This window comes from Streptomyces sp. NPDC056486, assembly GCF_042795295.1.
Taxonomy (GTDB): Bacteria; Actinomycetota; Actinomycetes; order Streptomycetales; family Streptomycetaceae; genus Streptomyces.
In genome coordinates, this window is sequence record NZ_JBHTSF010000038.1 from 48,548 (window position 1) to 65,983 (window position 17,436).

Consider the following 17,436-nt stretch of genomic DNA (forward strand, 5'->3'; position numbering starts at 1 on the left):
ACGCTCCTGCTACGCGCGGCTGTTTGACCTGCGTACCGTCGCCGTGAGCGGAAGATCTCCCGCGCTGCGCCCGGCAAGAATCCGCCAGACGCCCGCTTCTGTGCGCCATGCGCCCTCGTCCGCATCCCAGTGGCGCAGCATCCTGGCCGGTACCTCCACCGACGCCGTCACCGTCTCCCCCGGCCCCGCCGAGACCGCCGTGAAGCCTGCTAGCCAGCGGACCGGGCGCTCCACGGCGGAGTCGGGCCGTGCGAGGTATACCTGCACCACCTCACGTCCCGGGCGCGCCCCCGTGTTGCGCAATTGAACCTCCACGGCAAGAGCGGCCCCTCCCCCGTCGTTCGTGCTCGCGACCCGGAGACGGTCGTAGCTCCACGTGGTGTAACCCAGGCCATGGCCGAACCAATAGGCCGGTTCGCGGCCCGCCCGCAGCCAAGCCCGGTAGCCGATGTGCAGGCCCTCCGCGTAGACGAGTTCACCGTCCCGCGGGCGGGTCTCCCTGACCGGTGCGTCCGCCAGTGCGGCTCCCCACGTGGTGGGCAGTCGGCCGCCCGGTTCGGCCGCTCCGAAGAGGACGTCGGCGAGTCCGGACCCCGCTTCCTGTCCGGGGAACCACGAAAGGAGCACCGCCCCGGCCTGTTCCCGCCAGGGCAGCTCCACGGGGCCGCCCGAGTTGACGACGACCACGGTGCGCGGATTGGCGGCGGCGACCGCCGAGACCAGCTCGTCCTGACGGCCCGGAAGGGTGAGCGAGGTGCGATCGTGCCCCTCGGACTCGCCGCCCTCGGTGGTACCGACGACGACCACGGCCACGGCCGCGTGCCGCGCGGCCTCGACCGCCTCGGCCAGTGCCCGCTCGGGGTCCGGCTCGGGCGCCGCGGCCGTCACGACGATGGCGCGACCGGTGTCAGGTGCCAGCTCGCGGCGTGCCACCAGGTGCGCGGCGTGACCGCCCGCCAGCCATACCGATGCGTGCCGACGTGGCGGATCGAGATGGATGACCGCAGGGTCCTCGGTGTCGCGCGCGAACTCCCCTTCCACCAGCGGCTGTCCGTCCACCGCGAGGCTCATCCGGCCGTAGCCGCCCACCCCGAACGTCCACTTTCCGTCGCTGACGGGGCGCACCAGCGCGCTGATCTCGACGGTGTGGGCTTCTGGTGCGACGGGAGGCTCCAACTGCCGTCCGGAGAGACGATGTTCAGAGTGCAGTTCATGCCCGTCCTCGGTCAGTACGCGCATCAGTACGCCGGGCTCCCCGGTGAGAGGGTTCGTGCACCGTGCGGGATCCAGTGGCAGCGGCTGCCCGCCCAGGTCCGGGCCCGGCGCGTGCAGCACCTCGGCCCGTCCGTGCAGCCGGGCCCGGATGCCGTCCAGGGGTGTGACGACGTCCGGCGGGAAGACTCCGGCGCTGCCTCCGCCCTGGAGGCGCGGGGCCGAGGCGTGCCGTCCGATGACCGCCACGCTGTGCAGCGCGGAGAGGTCCAGGGGCAGTACGTCGTCGTTGTGCAGCAGCACGGTGCTCGCCGCCACGGCCCGGCGCAGCAGGCGGCGCGCCGTGCCGCCCGGCCACGCGCGCGGCGGGATGCTCCGTCCGCTCCCGAGCGCGCCGACCCGGTCGGCCAGGGTGAGCAGGCGCAGCACCTTGTCGTCGATCGCCTTCTCCGGAACGCTGCCGCTCCGGACCGCCGCCATCAGAGCCGCGCCCCACGGGCCGTCAGGGCCTGGCATCGCGAGGTCCTGTGCCGCTGCCGCGCTCGCGGCCGTCAGCCGCACGGCGCCCCAGTCGGAAACGACGGCCCCGTCGAAACCCCACTCTCCTTTCAGGGGCTCGGCCAGCAGTTCGCTGGCGGTCATGGTCGTGCCGTTGACGCCGTTGTACGCGCTCATGACGAGCCACACGCCCGCTCTGACGGCGGCTTCGAACGGGGCCAGATACACCTCGCGCAGCGTCCGCTCGTCCACCCGTACGTCCATGGTGAGCCGTTCGGTCTCCGAGTCGTTCGCCACGTAGTGCTTGGCGGTGGCGGCGACGCCGTGGGCCTGGATGCCATGGATCAGGGCGCTTCCGGTGCGCGCGGCCAGTTCCGGGTCTTCGGCCAGGCACTCGAAGTGGCGCCCTCCCAGCGGGGAGCGGTGGAGGTTCAAGGTGGGCGCCAGGACCGCGTGCACCCCCTTGCCCAGGGCTTCGAAGGCGAGCAGTTCGCCGAGCTGACCGGCCAGTTGCTCGTCCCAGAGTGAACCGAGCGCGGAGGCGGAGGGCAGGAGCAGCGAGGTCCTGCGCTCGTCCCACTCCTCCCCCCGCACACCGGCGGGACCGTCCGAGAAGACCATCTCCCGTAGGCCCAACGCTGGTTCGGCCCGGGTACGCCACACCGTGGCTCCGGTCAGCAGACCCACCTTCCGCGCCAGGTCAAGCGCGCCCACCAGCTTCAGCAGTTCGTCCCGCGTCATTCCTTGCTCCTCCTGCCCCCGACAAGGAAGCGGCGCCGAAGTCGGATCAGTGGTGAGTTCAGTGGCGCATCACTTGTAGACACCGAATTCGTAGAGCGAGTAGCCGTATCCGGTGCCTCGCTGGGTGCCGTTGACCCGTACGTACCGGCCGGAGCCGTTCACGTCGAAGTCGTCGACGCCGCCGTTGCCGCCGCTCACCTCGCGCACGGTCTTCCAGTTCTGCCCGTCGTCCGAGGTCTGGATCGTGTACGTCTTCGCGTACGAGGTCTCCCAGTTGAGCTGGACGTGCTTGAAGGAGGTGGTGGAGCCCAGGTCGACCTGGAGCCACTGCGGGTCGCTCCAGTCACTGGCCCAGCGGGTGTCGTTCTTGCCGTCGACGGCCTTGGCGGCGGGGCACGGGCAGTCGCCGCTGCCGGGCTGGAAGGAGGAGGCGGTCGCGGGCTTGCCCAGGGCGACGTTCGTGCCGTCGACCGGCGGCACCACCACACGCACGGACCGTGTCTCGATGCCGACATTGCCCTTGCCGTCGCTGACCTTGACGTAGATCTTCCAGACGCCGGGCTTGTCCGGGGCCGTGACCTTCAGGCGGCCCGATCCCTGGTTCGTGACGGCAAGCGGGGTGAGACCCTTGTTCTGGTCGATGTAGATGCTGCTGGCGAGCACCTCGTAGGAGAGCGCGTCGCCGTCAGGGTCGCTGACCTTGGTCGTGAGTGTGAGCGGGGCGCCTGCGGGGACCTTGCCCGCGTCGCCGTCGACGGCCAGTTCGGAGATGACAGGCGGGGTGTTGTCACCGGCGGTGCTGCCCTTGTAGGCCTTCTTCACGGCGTAGTACGAGAGTCTCTTCTGGCCCGCGGGGAGCAGGTTGAACCAGACGCCGCCGAAGTCGTACTCCGTCCCGTAGTGGAACAGAGTGGCGCCGAGCGCGACACCCCGGTGGCCGGTCACGCAGTCCCAGGCCTTCGTGTACCCGGCCGCCTTGGCCCGGTCGGTGGGCTCCTCGGGGACTCCGTTGGCGTCGTCGGGGACCTCCCACTCGCCCGCGGGCCCGGACTCGGTGACGATGTAGGGCTTGGTGTACCCGCCCTTCTCCCAGTCGGACTTGATGTCGCACGCGGCGTTGTAGGAGTTGACGGCGTAGAGGTCGAGGTCCGGGGCGTTCTTCTTGTAGTAGGGCCAGGCCCCGGTCCAGGCATCGGTGGAGGTCACGGGGTGGTTGGGGTCCACCGCGTGGATCTTCTTGGCTATGTCGTTGACGAAGGTGGTGTACGCGTTGCGTTGCTTCTCCAGCTCGTCACCGGCGTAGCAGTTCTGCAGGCCGAGCACCGATTCGTTCCCCACGTTCCACATCAGTACGCCGGGGTTGTCCTTGTAGGTGTCCACCCACTTGGGGAACTCCGCGAGCATCTGGTTCTTGTACGCGGTGTCCGTCAGGTAGTTGACACAGCCGCCGCTCCCCGGGCCGCCGCCGGGCTGGAGCCAGAAGCCCGCGACGACCTTGATGCCGTGAGCGGCCGCGGAGTCGAACAGCGGTTTGCTGGAGGCGTCGGTCCCCCAGGTCCGGATGGTGTTGACGCCCATGGACTTCACGTCGGGCATGTACTTGTCGGCGTCAGCGACCGAGGGTCCCCAGGTCAGGCCCTTGACCTGGTAGGGCGAGCCGTCGACGGTGAGCTGCCAGTTGCCTTGCGAACCGGTCACCTTCACGACACTGCCGGCCGCGTGCGCCTGCTGTGCGGGGAGCACGAGTGCACCGGCCACGAGCAGGCCCGCGGCCGCGGGGACCACGACGCTGCGCAGGGAGAGAGCGGCGAGAGCGGTACCAGGTCTGAGCATGGGAATCTCCTGGATGAGGGGGGACGGGGGATGGAGAAGGTGTGCGGAGTGGGGGGCGGTGGGCTGTGAAGGGCGGAGGGAGCACCGCCCTTCACAGGTCGAGCACCGCCTTTCGCAGGTCGAGGTCAGGGCAGTTCGTAGTTCTCGTCGAGTGCCGCGCCCGCCTCGGGGTGCGTCTGGTCGTAGCCGCGCGGGTCGCATTGCAGGCCGCCGACGACGCAGTGGTCCACCAGTGCCTTCAGCGTCGCGTCGTCCCACGCGTTGAAGAAGTCGTAGTGGAAGGAGTGGCTCGCGCCGCTCGCCAATCGGGCCTTCGACAGATCCCCGTTGACGGGGAACGCCATCTTGAACTCGATCATCGGCAGGGCGACGGGATGGCTCGTCGGGCACACGTTGTCGTTGGTGCCGTTCTTGACCACGGGGTAGGACATGTGACTCTGGTGATTGGGGGAATCCAGTGTCTTGCCGTCCCAGCAACTGGGCGCCTGGAAGCGGATGTTGAGCTGTGTGTCGGGCGTCGTGGGGCAGTCCTTGGGGAACTCGACGTTGAAGTAGCTCGTCCCGCACTCCCATCCCTCGACGAAGCCGGGGTGGTTGCGGAACTCCTGCGCGCTCTGCATCGGACTGCCGACGACGAACCTGAGCCCCTTGGGGAACGGCCGCACGCTCGTGTAGTCGGTGACCCCGGCCTTGTAGTAGATCGTCTGGTCCCCTACGGGACGTATCTCCTTGTCGCCGTTGTACAGCGTGGGCATCCAGTACGCCGACCTGTCGCCGGGCGCGAGGCACTTGGTGGAGCCCGCGTCCAGCGACGCCGTGGTGCTGTTGGCGTTCGTCGTGGTGTTGCCCATGAACGTGTGGTCGTGCGACTTGCCGGGCTGCCCGGGGTAGACGATGGGGTCGTCGGGGGCGGTGTGCGTGACCGAACAGTGCGCCTGGAATTCGTGGAAGTAGCGGTGCGGCGGCTGCTCGGCGGACGGCTTGACGCCGGTGACGGGCGACTTCGCGGGGATGTACCCGTCCGCGTCGGTGTCGTCCGCCGACGCTCGGGTGGACGCGGCCATGGCGTGTCCCGCGTGCTGCGCCGCGGCCTTCTGCGTCCAGGGCTGTGAGGCGTTGTCGGCGCTCATCGCGATGCCGCCGATGCCGAGTGAGCTCAGTATCAGGGCGCCCGCGATCAGCGCTCCCGAGATCGTTCTCGATCTCCGTGCCATGGAGACCTCCTGCCACGTGGAGAGGGATGGGGGGCCGGCCCGGGAGCCGTGGCCGTGCGCTCCCGGAGACCGGGTGGGGACATGGGCGGCCGAGGGCGCCAACCGGCCACCCGTAGCCACCTGTTGCAGAGCACCCGCCGGAGTCAGAGGTGGGAGAGCGCTCTCCCGGAGTGTTCCCACCGTGACGCGAGCGTGTCAAGAGATGGTGAACGACTGGCCGCCGATGACTGCGGATCGGCGATGCGCGAATGACGTACGAGACTGACCACTCCCCCGGAACCGCGAGCGGTGGGATACAACTTCGAGGTGGTCAGGGGGCATTGAGAGCTGGACATCGCGGCTTCGACCGCTCCGACCACTGCTCGGCGCGGTTCGGCGGCGACGTGAAGAGTCGACTCTGGGGCGTTGACGTCTCGGCCAGGCGCATGCAAGATGCAGCTCGGGAGAGCGCTCTCCCAGAGTTCGCGGACGCAGCTGGGACTTCCGGCTGTCTCACAAGGGGCTAGGGCCTCTCAGAGGGCCTGCACCCTCCCCCTCAGAGGGCCCGCATGCCTCAAGGCCTGCGCCTTTCACCGGAACGTGTGGACCAGCTGAATCTCGCCGACGATGTGGGCGTTGAAGTCGTCGAGCTCCTCGGCCGGAACCCACAGCTCTAGGATCGTCCGGCCACCCGCCTGCTGGACGGGGTATCGGCGCAGGAACTCGGAGTCGACCTCGAAGCGTGTGACGTGGCCGGCGCCGTCGTGCTTCACGTTCCAGTCTCTGGCGATCTTGATCGCGTAGTCCTCGTTGAGGACCGGGTAGAAGATCGGCTGCTCGGGCAGCCGGGGCGGCCAGGCCCGCCAGTTCAACTCCCGGACAAGCTCCAGCTCCTTGGGACCGGTCGGTCGCCACAGGGTCGTCGTCGCGGGCCGGCTGGTCATGAGAAATCCACCTCTGAGTCGGAGGCCGCAGAAGCGGCTGGTCAAGAGGTGGACGATACCGGCACGGCAAGCGCGCGGGCCACGGCGTTCAGTTGGAGGCGTGGGTGCGGTCCGGCGGGCCCGGAGTGCAGCGGGCCCGGAGTGCGGCGAGCCCGCCACGAACCGTCGTGATCCGTCGTGATGCGCCGTCAGCCGGCTTCGCAGCGGAGGTCGGCGGACCGCATGTATCCGAGCTGCTGGCCGTTGTCGGTGCGCGAGACCCGCCACAGGGCGTCCGCGCCCTGGCGGGTGCCGTTCACCGGGATGCCCGGATCGAGATAGCCGACGATCTCGGTCCACGGGTTGTCCCCGGCATAGATCGGCGAATCGGCGTGCGTGGCGAAGCAGGTTCCGCCGGCCGCGGCACTGCCGCCGAGCATCGGGAGAGTCAGCAGGCTCAGTGTCAGCACGACCGCGAGTCGCGCCGCGCTCTTGCGCGCTTGTCGGGCACGGGACATGTGGGTCCTCCAAGTAGGGGTGAGTGCTCCACGTGTTCCCTTGGAGCGTGGGGCAGCAGGCGGGGCCGGGACGCGTACGTCCCGGCCCCGCGTCCGTCGTCTCAGAGCCTCTGGGTACTGGAGATGTCAGGGGCGACCACACCTTGTTCGGCGGCAGGCTTCGACGGGGTGCTGTCGGTCCACTGCTCGACGTCGCCGAGCTCGTCCAGCGCCCCGGCGGTGTGAACGGGCCCCGCCGTGTCCGCGGTGTCCGCTCCCGGGGGCGGGCTGATCGCGGCGATGACAGCCCCGGCGGCGAAAGTGACGACGGCCAGTACGCTTCGCTTCTTCATACCGGGGTCAACTCCCCGTCCCCCGGAAAGGGCACGGCCTGACACCGGAGATCACTACGGCGGACGCCTCCGAATCCGGTTCGAGGGGGGCGTGGCAGGGGCGCACGACGCCTACGCTGTGCGGATGTTGGTCTACGCCCCCGCGGTACTCCTCTTCCTCGTCTTCTGCGTGCGTGTGGCGCGCGAGCGCAGGAAGTTCAGCAACGCCGTGATCCTGGGGCTCGCCGGGCTCTGCGGTCTCGCGGCCTGGGCGTTCCAACTGGTCAGGTCCGGCTCGGCATCGGGGCAGGCAGTCGCGTGGGCGCTGCTGGTGGTGGGGTCACTCGGCATCCTCGTACTGACGAGTCTCCTGATCCTCAACGGCCTGCACATGGTGCGCAAGGAGGGCAGGAGCCCCACCAACCTGCTCTCCCTGGTGGCCGCGTTGTGCATCCTGACCGTCGTGGCGCTGCTGGTCACGGCCGTGGTCGTGCGGACGCCGGTGTGGGTCGGGGTGGGAACGGCGGCGGGCGGCCTTGCCGCCTATCTCTCGTTCCTGTTCCTGAGCTTCGTCTGTTACGCGTTCCTCTACGGCCGGCTGCGGGTGCGCCGCAAGGCCGACTACGTGGTGGTACTCGGCTCGGGGCTCGTCGGTGGCTCCACCGTGCCGCCTCTCTTGGCAAGCCGCCTCAAGCGGGCGCAGGCGGTGCACGCGCGGCTGGCCGAGCGGGGCGACTCCCCGGTGCTCATCACCTCGGGGGGCCAAGGGCCGGACGAGGACGTGCCGGAGTCCCACGCCATGGCCGACTACCTGATCGCCCGTGGGTTCCCCGCCGACCGGATCGAGCGGGAGGACCGCTCGACGACGACCGACGAGAATCTGCGGTTCAGCAAGGCGATCATGGAGAAGACGACGCCGGACTACCGGTGTGTCATCGTCACGAACAACTACCACGCCTTCCGCGCCGCGCTCACCGCCCGGCGGACCGGGATCACGGGCCAGGTGGTGGGCTCGCCCACCGCCGCGTACTTCTGGCCCACCGCGACGATCCGCGAGTTCACCGCGATCCTCGTCTCCTACAGGCGGACCAACGTGGCCATCTGTCTGTTGCTCGTCCTCGGCGGGGTGCTCGCCTGGTGGGCACAGCGGAACGGCGTCGGGTGAGGCTGCGGCAGCCGTCCCCGGACGGCGAGAACCGGCTAGGACCGACGACCGCCGGGCTTGCCCCGCTTGCCGCTCTTCGGCGCTCCGCCGGAACCGCTCCGTGCGTTCTTGCCGGTTTTCCCGGTCGGCTTCCCCGTCTTCCCCGTCTTCCCGGTCGGCTTGCCCGCCGAGGGTTTGCGCCCGGCGCCGCCCTTGTCGGGGCTCTTGCGCTTCGACTGGTCCGTGGCGGAGGCGGCAGCGGGAGTCTGGGCGCGGCCGCGTGAGCTGTTGACGGTGCGTCCCCGGACGATCCCGATGAAGTCCTCGACCAGGTCTGTGGTCGCATCCTGTGGCCACGCCAGCGCGATCCGTGATTCCGCGGCTTCTGACAGCGGCCGGTAGGTGAGGTCCTTGCGGTGGTGCAGGCGGGCGAGCGACTGGGGAACGATGAGGACGCCGACGCCCGCCGCCACCAGCTCGATGGCGTCCGCCGTCGTGTCGGGGCGCTCGTTCGCGGGCTGTCCCGGCAGGCTCAGGTCCTCCCACTGGAGGGTGTCGTCGAGAGGGTGCAGCACGATCTCGTCGGCCAGGTCCTCTGCGGACACCTCGTCGACCGCCGCGACGACGTGGTCCTTGGGGATCACCACGACCGTCGTCTCGGTGTAGAGAGGGATCGCGCTGAGGTCCGTCCGGTCGACCGGCAGCCGTACGAAACCGGCGTCGGCGCCGCCGCCGCGCAGGAGCTCGAACGCCTCGCCCGGGGACACCGCGACGAGGGTCAGCGGCACGTCGGGCAGCCGCTCGTTCCAGATCCGCACCCACTTGGTGGGCGTCACCCCCGGGACATACGCGAGCCTGAACGAAGGGGTTACTTGCGAGTCTGTCACTCCGCCAGGTTACCGGTCGTGGTCGGCGGTAGCTCACACGCTCGATACCCTGGTGACCATGACGTCGCACCAGACCACCCAGACCATGAAGCCCGCGACAGCGGCGAAGAAGCTGGGTGTGTACCTCGAGGCCACCCCCGCCGAGTTCCAGGAGGGTGTCGTCTCGCGCACCGAGCTGGGCGCCTTGCAGACCGAGCCGCCCGAGTGGCTGCTTGAGCTGCGGCGCACCGGCCCGCACCCCCGGCCGGTCGTCGCGGCGAAGCTCGGTGTGTCCATCGCCGGTCTCGCGCGTGGCGGGGTCACGGAGGCCCTCACCACGGAGCAGATCGACGCGCTGAAGACGGACAACCCTGAGTGGCTGCAGAAGGAGCGCGCCACGCAGGCCGAGGTCCGCAAGGAAACGGTACGCATCAAGGAGAAGAACGCGGAACGGGCCGAGCAGGACCGCAAGCCGCGTTCCTGATCTCGCTCGCAGACCCGGGCCCCCGGACCCTGACGGACACCGACACGGTCAGCCGGGGGCTCAGTCGTGCGCGGCTGCCCCTGATCTCCCTGGTCAGCGGCGCGCGGGCCCGTCGCCCGCCCGGATGTCCGCCCCCGTGACGGGCCTGGCCGATGTGCCTGCGATCCTGATCCCGTGGCCATCGTCCCCGCCGTACCGGAACCGATATCCGCCGATCCCCCCACCTCCGTCTCCGCCTCCGCCGAGAATCCGCTGCTCACCCAGTCGTGGCTGGACCTGGCCTTCGTTCACTGGGCCGTGGACCCCGCGGACGTGGCGCCCCTCCTGCCTGCCGGGACGGTTCCCGACCTCCACGACGGGGCGACCTACGTGGGCCTCGTCGCGTTCCGCATGCACCGGGTCGGCTGGTTCCGGCTGCCCGGCATCCCCTATCTGGGTACGTTTCCCGAGACCAACGTCCGCCTCTACTCGGTGGACGCCCATGGCCGCCGCGGAGTCGTCTTCCGCTCCCTTGACGCCTCGCGCCTGATACCGGTGGCGGTCGCGCGCGGCGCCTTCCGGCTGCCGTACCAGTGGTCGCGGATGAGCATCCGGCACAGCGGCGACACCGTCACGTACACGAGTGCCAGGCGTTGGCCGGGGCCGCGCGGCACGCACAGTCGTATCGCCGTCAGGGTGGGTGAGCGGGTCGATGAGCCGACCGACTTCGAGCACTTCCTGACGGCCCGGTGGGGCATGCACAACACGTTCTTCGGACGGCAGATGTTCCTGCCGAACGTGCATCCGCGCTGGCCGCTGCACCGGGCCGAGCTGATCGAGTGCGACGAGGATCTGGTCGCGGCCGCGGGGCTGCCGCGGCCGGTCGGGGACCCGGCGAGCGTGCTGTATTCGCCGGGTGTTCCGGTCCGTTTCGGGCGTCCCGCCCGGCCGGGCGGTATCCCGACCCCCTGACGGGCGCAGCGCCCCGACGGCGTACGACATCACCCCCGTGGGGCCTCACAGCGAAGTGGGCACGACGAACAGGCCCCATGTGACGAGAGGCCCGATCAAGCTGATGCCGAGCCCCCAGGCCATGAGGCGGCGGAAGACGAAGTCGCGTTGGTCTTCAGGGGTGTTGGCGGTCACCAGTGCTCCGCTGGTGGAGAACGGCGAGGCGTCCACGACGGACGCGGAGATGGCCAGGGCCGTGATGAGTCCGACGGCTCCCACCTCGCCGGCGAGCAGGAAGGGCACGGCCAGCGGGATCAGCGCACCGAGCATTCCGGTGGTCGAGGCGAAGGCGGAGACCAGGGCGCCGATGAGGCAGATCAGCAGGGCGCCGACGAGGGGTGCCTGGATGGAGGCGACCTGCTTGCCGAGGTAGTCGATGGTGCCCATGCGTTCCATCTGGCTCACGTAGGTGACGATGCCGCAAACAAGGAGCACGGTCGACCACGCGCACCGGTCCACGGCGCCGGTGACCGACTTCGGTGAGACCAGGGAGAGGACGACGGTGATGGTGAGCGCCATCAGGCCGACGTCGAGGTCGAAGAAGAGCGCTCCGGCGACGAGGCTGAGCAGTCCGACGAGAGTGAGCGCGCGCGGCCCGTCGAGCCTGAGGGGCTCTTGCTCTTCCGCTGCCGTGCGTGTGGTGGTGGCCGCGACAGCGGGGGTGTGCCCGGGTCCTCCGCCCGCCTCGACCAGTTGTCCGCCGGGCGGCGCCGCGCCGCCACCTCGCTCACCGCTGCCGTTCCCGCCGCCTCCGCCTCCGCTTTTGTACGTTTCCGCGCGTTGCCCGAGCAATCGGCGTCCGCCGAAGGCGAAGAAGACGATGACGCAGAGCACCACGTTGAACAGGAACGAGGCGGTGAACAGCAGGGCGGGGTTGCCCGGCAGGTGGTTGCGCTCGACCACGTTGTTCGTGATGCTGCCGAACACGCCGATCGGCGAGAAGCCTCCCGCGCTGGCTCCGTTGGCGATGAGCAGCCCCATGAGCACGGGGTTGATGCCGTAGGCGGCGGCGAAGCCGAGGCCGATGGGGGCGACGATGCCGACTGCCGCCGGGGTGACGGCGCCGACCGCGGTGAGGACGGCGGTGACGAGGAACATGACCCAGGGGATGAGGGCGATGCGGCCCCGCACCGCTCTCACCGCCGCGTTGACGAGCCAGTCCACGGTGCCGTTGTTCTTCGCTACGGCGAACAGAAGCGTGACGCCGACCAGTACGACGAAGAGATCGCCGGGAAAGCCGGAGAAGAGGTCGTCCGTCGACTCGTCCGCCACGGTGGAGCCGACGATGAACGCGGCCACGAGGGCAAGCGCTCCCAGGTGAACGGCGGAGAAGGTCGCTATGGCGAAGACGAGGACCAGGGCGATGATGGAGATGACTTGATCTGACACGAGGGCTCCCTTGCCGTCGGCCGATGGTCATGTCGCGGTGTGCCGGGGCGCGTGACGAGGTGCGCGCGCGGCACCGAGGAGTGCGCGGTGCATGAGGGCGCGCACGGACGTCCGCCCGTGGACCGAAGGAGCCCAGGGGGATGATCAATTCCGCCTGACGGAATTTAGCTTTCGCAATGGGGAGTATTGGAGCGCGCTTCCCGGAACGTCAAGGGGGACGCCCGAAGTCGTTGCGCGGGGCGGAGCTTGCTAGCGCCCGGCTGCCGGGCCACCCCCGTCACCCTGCCGTGAATGCCCCAGCGCCGCGCTGACCTGCCGCGCAGTCTCGCTCACCAGCGCGCCGAACTCGGCGCTCGCCTCCCGCGTCATCCGGCTCGTCGGCATGTTGACGCTGATGCTCGCGACGGGCGTTCCCGACTCGTCCCACACGGCGGCAGCGACGGCGGACACGTCGTCGCGCCATTCCCCTCCGTTGGTGGCGTATCCGCGTTCCCTGATCCGCGCGAGCTCGGTGAGCAGCCGCTCCTTGTCCGTGATGGTGGAGTCCGTGAACCCCTCGAGCCCGAGCCCCAGTTGACGGGCAATCACTTCCTGCGGGCTCACCGCGAGAACCGCCTTGCCGTTCGCCGACGCGTGGATGGGCAGCTGGGTGCCGAGGGCCAGGATGATCCGTACCGGCTTGGAGGTCTCCAGGCGCTCGATGAGGACCACCCTGTCGCCGTCCGGAACCGTCAGATGAACCGTCTCGTCGATGCGTCGCCGCAACTCTTCCATGATCGGCAGGGCGACGTCACGCAGGCTCAACTCCCCCGCGGCACGGCGGCCGACCTGCAACGCCTTGGTGGTCACGACCCAGCGGGTGACCTCTCCCCCGGCCGGGCGGATCCAGCCCGCCGTGTGCAGCGTGCGCAGGGCACGCTGCGCCGAACTCTTGGGCAGCTCCAGGCTGCGGGCCAGGTCGGCCACGCCGATCGGCTGCCGCGCGGCGACCTCTTCCAGCACGCGAAGTGCGTTCAGAACGCTCTGCATCCGTTGACTCCCCACGCGGTCGGCCCTACGCTCCCCGTGCCACCTTACGACACACCGTGCCACAATGCGGCACGCTCTTCAAGGGAGTTGGCCACAGTGACCTCTCAACCCGGGCGGCACTTCCTGCAGATACCGGGCCCCACCAACGTCCCCGACCAGGTGCTCCGCGCCATCTCGGCGCCGACCATCGACCATCGAGGCCCCGATTTCGCCGCTCTGACCACGGAGTTGCTCGCCTCCCTGAAACCGGTCTTCGGCACCTCGGGGCCCGTGGTCGTCTTCCCCGGTTCCGGCACCGGCGCCTGGGAAGCGGCCCTGGTCAACACACTCAGCACCGGGGACCGGGTGCTGCACGTGGAGACCGGCCACTTCGCCACACTCTGGCAGCAGATGGCCGCCGGCCTCGGTCTCTACGTCGACTTCGTGCCCGGCGACTGGCGCCGCGGCGCGTCCCCCGAGGCCGTCGCCGAACACCTCACGGCCGACAGCGCTCGTACGATCAAGGCCGTCTGCGTGGTGCACAACGAGACGTCGACCGGTGTGACCAGCAGGGTGTCCGAGATCAGGCAGGCGATGGACGCGACGGGACACCCGGCGCTGCTCCTCGTCGACACCATCTCCTCGCTGGGTTCGATCGACTACCGGCACGACGAATGGGGCGTCGACGTCACCGTCGCCGGGTCCCAGAAGGGACTGATGCTCCCGCCGGGACTCGGTTTCAACGCGGTGAGCGAGAAAGCCATCGCCGCCTCCCGCACCGCGCGGCTGCGCAGGTTCTACTGGGACTGGCAGCCGATCATCGAGGCAAACCGGCGCGGCTTCTTCCCTTACACCCCCGCCACCAACCTCCTCTACGGCCTGGCCGAAGCGCTGCGGATGCTGGAGGCCGAGGGGCTGCCCGCGGTCTTCGCCCGGCACGACCGGCATGCGGCGGCCACCCGTTCCGCCGTACGCGGCTGGGGACTTGAGGTGTTGTGCGCCGACGACCGCGAATACTCGTCCTCGCTCACCGCGGTGCTCATGCCCGAGGACAAGGACGCCGACAAGGTGCGGGAGATCATCCTCGAGCGGTTCGACATGTCTCTGGGGGCGGGCCTCGGCAAACTCGCCGGACGCGTCTTCCGCATCGGCCACCTCGGCCACTTCAACGATCTGACGCTCGCGGGCACGCTCGCCGGGGTCCAGATGGGCCTTCAGCTGGCCGGCGTACGCATCGACCCGAACGGCCTCACCGCCGCTCTGGATGTCCTGCGCTCAGAGTGACGGCGGCCGTGCGCCCGCCGAACTCCCCACCCCGCCGAGGAGGTTGCCGAGCATGACCGTCACCGAGGGCGAGAGCCCCATACATGAAGGCTCCGAGAGCGCCGAAAGCCTGGATCGGGCTCGCGGTCTCCAGAACGACCTGGTCAAGGATCTCGACGGAGAGGTCCAATTCGACGACTACACCAGGCACTTGTTCGCCCGGGACGCGAGCATGTACGCCATCACGCCGATGGGCGTGGTCTTCCCCCGGCATGCCGACGACGTCGCCGCCGCGGTCGCGGCCGCAGCGGCCCACCGTGTGCCCGTCGTGCCGCGCGGGGCCGGGACCAGCCTGGCGGGCCAGACCGTGGGGCCCGGTCTGGTCCTGGATCTGTCCCGGCACATGAACCGCATCGTGGAGCTCGACCCGGGCAGCGGTACAGCCCTGGTCGAGGCCGGTGTCGTACAGGACCAGCTCAATCGCGCCGCGAGCCCGTGGGGGCTCATGTTCGGCCCGGACACCTCGACCAGCAACCGCGCCACCATCGGCGGGATGATCGGCAACAACTCGGCAGGCAGCGGATCGGTCCGCTACGGCATGACCATCGACCATGTCCGCGAACTGGACGTGGTGCTCTCGAACGGGAGCCGGGCGCCCCTCGGCCAGGTCGACGAGGGCGAACGAGCCCAACGAGCAGAGCAGTTGACGCTCGAAGGCGCCCTCTACCGGAAACTGCCCGAGATCGTCCGGGCCAACGCGGCGGCCATCGCCGAGGGCTTCCCCGAACACTGGCGCCGCGCCTGCGGCTACCGCCTGGACCGTCTCGGCCGCGAGGACGCGCCCTTCGACCTCGCCAAGTTCGTCGTCGGCTCGGAAGGAACGCTCGCCGTCGCGACGACAGCCCTCGTCGATCTGGTGCCCAAGCCGGGCCGCACGGTGATCGCCGTCGGTCACTTCACCTCCGTGGCGGGAGCCATCGCGGGTACGGAGGACGCGCTGGCCTGCGATCCGGCCGCCGTGGAGCTGATGGACCGTACGATCCTCGATCTGTCCCGGCGCAAGATCGAGTACGCGGCGCTCGGCGACCTCCTCGAAGGTGAACCCGAAGCCCTGCTCTTTGTCTCCTTCACGGGCGACGACGAGGGTGAACTCCTCGACCGGATGCGGCAGCTCACCAAGCTGTGGTCCCGGCACGGGCACGGCTACCACACCCTCCAGGCCATCACCCCGGCCCAGCAGTCGTCACTCCTGAAGGTCCGCAAGGCGGGGCTCGGCCTGCTGATGGCCGCCAGCGAGGGCACCCGGCGCCCGCTCGCCTTCGTCGAGGACACCGCGGTCGATCCCGTGCATCTCGCCGAGTACACCCGCAGGTTCAAGGGCGTCCTCGACCGGCACGGCATGACGGCCGGGTTCTACGGTCACTGCTCGGTCGGCTGTCTGCACATCCGGCCCTACCTCGACCTCGCCGACCCGGTGGACGTCGGCCGGATGCGGGCCGTGGCGGAGGAGGTCAAGGATCTGGTCGCCGAGTACGGCGGGGTGAACTCCAGCGAGCACGGCGACGGACTCGCGCGCAGCGAGTTCAACCGGGAGATCTTCGGCGACAAGCTGTACGAGGCGATGCGCCAGGTCAAGCGGCTCTTCGACCCCGACGGCATCCTCAACCCCGGAAAGATCGTGGACGCGGCGCCGATGACGGAGAACCTGCGCGACGCGGCGCTGCCGCCCGCCGAGCCGCTGCGCACCCGTCTCTCCTTCGAGGTCGTGGGCGGTGGCGGCATGCGGGCGGCGGCGGACCGGTGCATGAACATCGGCCTGTGCCGCAAGTCGGGCAGCGGCGCCATGTGCCCCTCGTACATGGCCACCCGCAAGGAGGAGGACTCCACCCGCGGGCGAGCGGGAGCCCTGGTCAAGGCGCTGTCCGAGCCCGACCCGCAGGCCGCGCTCGGGGACGAGCGCCTGCACGAGATCCTCGACCTGTGCCTGATGTGCAAGGCGTGCAAGAGCGAATGCCCCCTCGGCGTCGACATGGCCACCCTCAAGAGCGAGACCCTCTCGCACTACCACGACACGCACGGAGTGCCCCTGCGCACCCGTCTGTTCGGTGCGATCCGGCTCCTGAACCGCCTGGGTTCGGCGACCGCCCCGCTGTCCAACCTGCCGGGGCGCATCACCCCCGTGCGCCGGCTCATGGACCGGGTGGTCGGCATCGCCCCGCAGCGGCCACTGCCGGTGTTCGTGCGCCGCAACCTGCTGCGCTGGTTCCGGCGCCGTACGCCCGGCGTGTATCCGGTCACCCAGGGCACCGTCACTTATCTCGCCGACTCTTTCACCACGTTCACCGAGCCGGGCATCGGCAAGGCGGCCATCGAGCTGCTCGAACGGGCGGGGTGGCAGGTGCGGTTGGAGAGCGGGGGTTGCTGCGGCAGGTCCAGCCTCTCCAAGGGTCTGGTCGACAACGCGAAGAACAAGGCGCGCCAACTCGCCCATTCCTTGCAGGAGTCGACCGATCCCGGTTCGCCGATCGTGGGGTGCGAGCCCTCGTGCCTGATGACTCTGCGCGACGAACACCGGGCCCTGCTGCCGGACGACACCGCAGTCAAGGACATCGCCGGCCGGGTGCGCCAGGTCGAGGAGCTGCTTGTGGAGGCCATCGACGACGGGCGGCTGCGGCTGCGCGACGACTCCTGGCTCGCCGGACGCAATCTGCTCTACCACGGTCACTGCCACCAGAAGGCAGAGGTGGGCACGGCCGCGACCGTCGCGCTCCTGAACCGGATCCCGGGGGTGTCGGTTTCCGAACTGGACGCCGGGTGCTGCGGGATGGCGGGCTCCTTCGGCTTCGAGTCGGAGCACTACGAGGTGTCGATGACGGTCGGCGAGGACCGGCTGTTCCCCGCGATCGAGGCGGCGGACGCCGACACGGTCGTGGTCGCCACGGGTGTGTCGTGCCGCCAGCAGATCTTTCACGGGGCCGAGCGCGATGCCTGGCATCCGGTGCAGTTGCTGTGGGAGGCGGTGGAACCGGCATGACCGTGAGGGCGGCCGCAGTACCCAAGCAC

General features: G+C 69.7%; 14 protein-coding genes. 5 read left to right on the plus strand and 9 right to left on the minus strand.

Going from position 1 to position 17,436, the window contains the following annotated elements; genetic code table 11:
- Positions 1-9: 9 nt before the first annotated feature.
- From ACFQ7F_RS17695 to ACFQ7F_RS17720, 6 genes are all read right to left on the minus strand, one after another.
- The gene (locus tag ACFQ7F_RS17695) at positions 10-2,451 is read right to left on the minus strand and encodes a glycoside hydrolase family 3 C-terminal domain-containing protein (protein WP_383271256.1); all 2,442 of its coding nucleotides are present in this window, start codon (positions 2,449-2,451) and stop codon (positions 10-12) included.
- Between the two features lie 69 nt (positions 2,452-2,520).
- Entirely contained in the window at positions 2,521-4,284 is a 1,764-nt protein-coding gene (locus ACFQ7F_RS17700; protein WP_383271257.1) for a discoidin domain-containing protein, read from the minus strand.
- Between the two features lie 125 nt (positions 4,285-4,409).
- Positions 4,410-5,498 carry a DUF1996 domain-containing protein gene (locus ACFQ7F_RS17705; RefSeq protein WP_383271258.1) on the minus strand — a complete coding sequence of 363 codons (1,089 nt, stop codon included), beginning with the start codon at positions 5,496-5,498 and terminating at the stop codon, positions 4,410-4,412.
- Positions 5,499-6,067: 569 nt separating this feature from the next.
- A complete protein-coding gene (locus ACFQ7F_RS17710) occupies positions 6,068-6,421 on the minus strand; it encodes a hypothetical protein (RefSeq protein ID WP_383271259.1) in 354 nt (117 codons plus the stop codon).
- 188 nt (positions 6,422-6,609) lie between these two features.
- Positions 6,610-6,918, minus strand: a complete 309-nt coding sequence (locus ACFQ7F_RS17715; RefSeq protein ID WP_383271260.1) for a hypothetical protein — start codon at positions 6,916-6,918, stop codon at positions 6,610-6,612.
- Between the two features lie 101 nt (positions 6,919-7,019).
- Positions 7,020-7,250 (minus strand): hypothetical protein, encoded by a 231-nt coding sequence (locus tag ACFQ7F_RS17720; protein ID WP_383271261.1) that lies wholly within the window; start codon positions 7,248-7,250, stop codon positions 7,020-7,022.
- A 124-nt stretch (positions 7,251-7,374) separates the two neighbouring features.
- On the opposite strand from ACFQ7F_RS17720, the gene ACFQ7F_RS17725 reads away from it, so the two are divergent.
- Positions 7,375-8,394 carry a YdcF family protein gene (locus tag ACFQ7F_RS17725; protein WP_383271262.1) on the plus strand — a complete coding sequence of 340 codons (1,020 nt, stop codon included), beginning with the start codon at positions 7,375-7,377 and terminating at the stop codon, positions 8,392-8,394.
- A gap of 35 nt (positions 8,395-8,429) precedes the next feature.
- On the opposite strand, the gene ACFQ7F_RS17730 is transcribed toward ACFQ7F_RS17725, so the two are convergent.
- Entirely contained in the window at positions 8,430-9,260 is an 831-nt protein-coding gene (locus ACFQ7F_RS17730; RefSeq protein ID WP_383271263.1) for a LysR substrate-binding domain-containing protein, read from the minus strand.
- Positions 9,261-9,318: 58 nt separating this feature from the next.
- Here ACFQ7F_RS17730 and ACFQ7F_RS17735 point away from each other — a divergent pair, with 58 nt between their 5' ends.
- Positions 9,319-9,723, plus strand: coding sequence for a DUF5997 family protein (locus tag ACFQ7F_RS17735; RefSeq protein WP_383271264.1), 405 nt, complete (start codon positions 9,319-9,321; stop codon positions 9,721-9,723).
- A gap of 174 nt (positions 9,724-9,897) precedes the next feature.
- Positions 9,898-10,674 (plus strand): YqjF family protein, encoded by a 777-nt coding sequence (locus ACFQ7F_RS17740; RefSeq protein ID WP_383271265.1) that lies wholly within the window; start codon positions 9,898-9,900, stop codon positions 10,672-10,674.
- 45 nt (positions 10,675-10,719) lie between these two features.
- Here the strand turns inward: ACFQ7F_RS17740 and ACFQ7F_RS17745 are convergent, their stop codons facing one another.
- Complete coding sequence (locus ACFQ7F_RS17745; protein WP_383271266.1) at positions 10,720-12,102, minus strand: SLC13 family permease; 1,383 nt, start codon at positions 12,100-12,102, stop codon at positions 10,720-10,722.
- A gap of 249 nt (positions 12,103-12,351) precedes the next feature.
- The gene (locus tag ACFQ7F_RS17750) at positions 12,352-13,131 is read right to left on the minus strand and encodes an IclR family transcriptional regulator (RefSeq protein WP_383271267.1); all 780 of its coding nucleotides are present in this window, start codon (positions 13,129-13,131) and stop codon (positions 12,352-12,354) included.
- A 96-nt stretch (positions 13,132-13,227) separates the two neighbouring features.
- Here ACFQ7F_RS17750 and ACFQ7F_RS17755 point away from each other — a divergent pair, with 96 nt between their 5' ends.
- Positions 13,228-14,394 (plus strand): pyridoxal-phosphate-dependent aminotransferase family protein, encoded by a 1,167-nt coding sequence (locus ACFQ7F_RS17755; protein ID WP_383271268.1) that lies wholly within the window; start codon positions 13,228-13,230, stop codon positions 14,392-14,394.
- Positions 14,395-14,446: 52 nt separating this feature from the next.
- Positions 14,447-17,407 carry an FAD-binding and (Fe-S)-binding domain-containing protein gene (locus ACFQ7F_RS17760; RefSeq protein WP_383271269.1) on the plus strand — a complete coding sequence of 987 codons (2,961 nt, stop codon included), beginning with the start codon at positions 14,447-14,449 and terminating at the stop codon, positions 17,405-17,407.
- Positions 17,408-17,436: the final 29 nt, after the last annotated feature.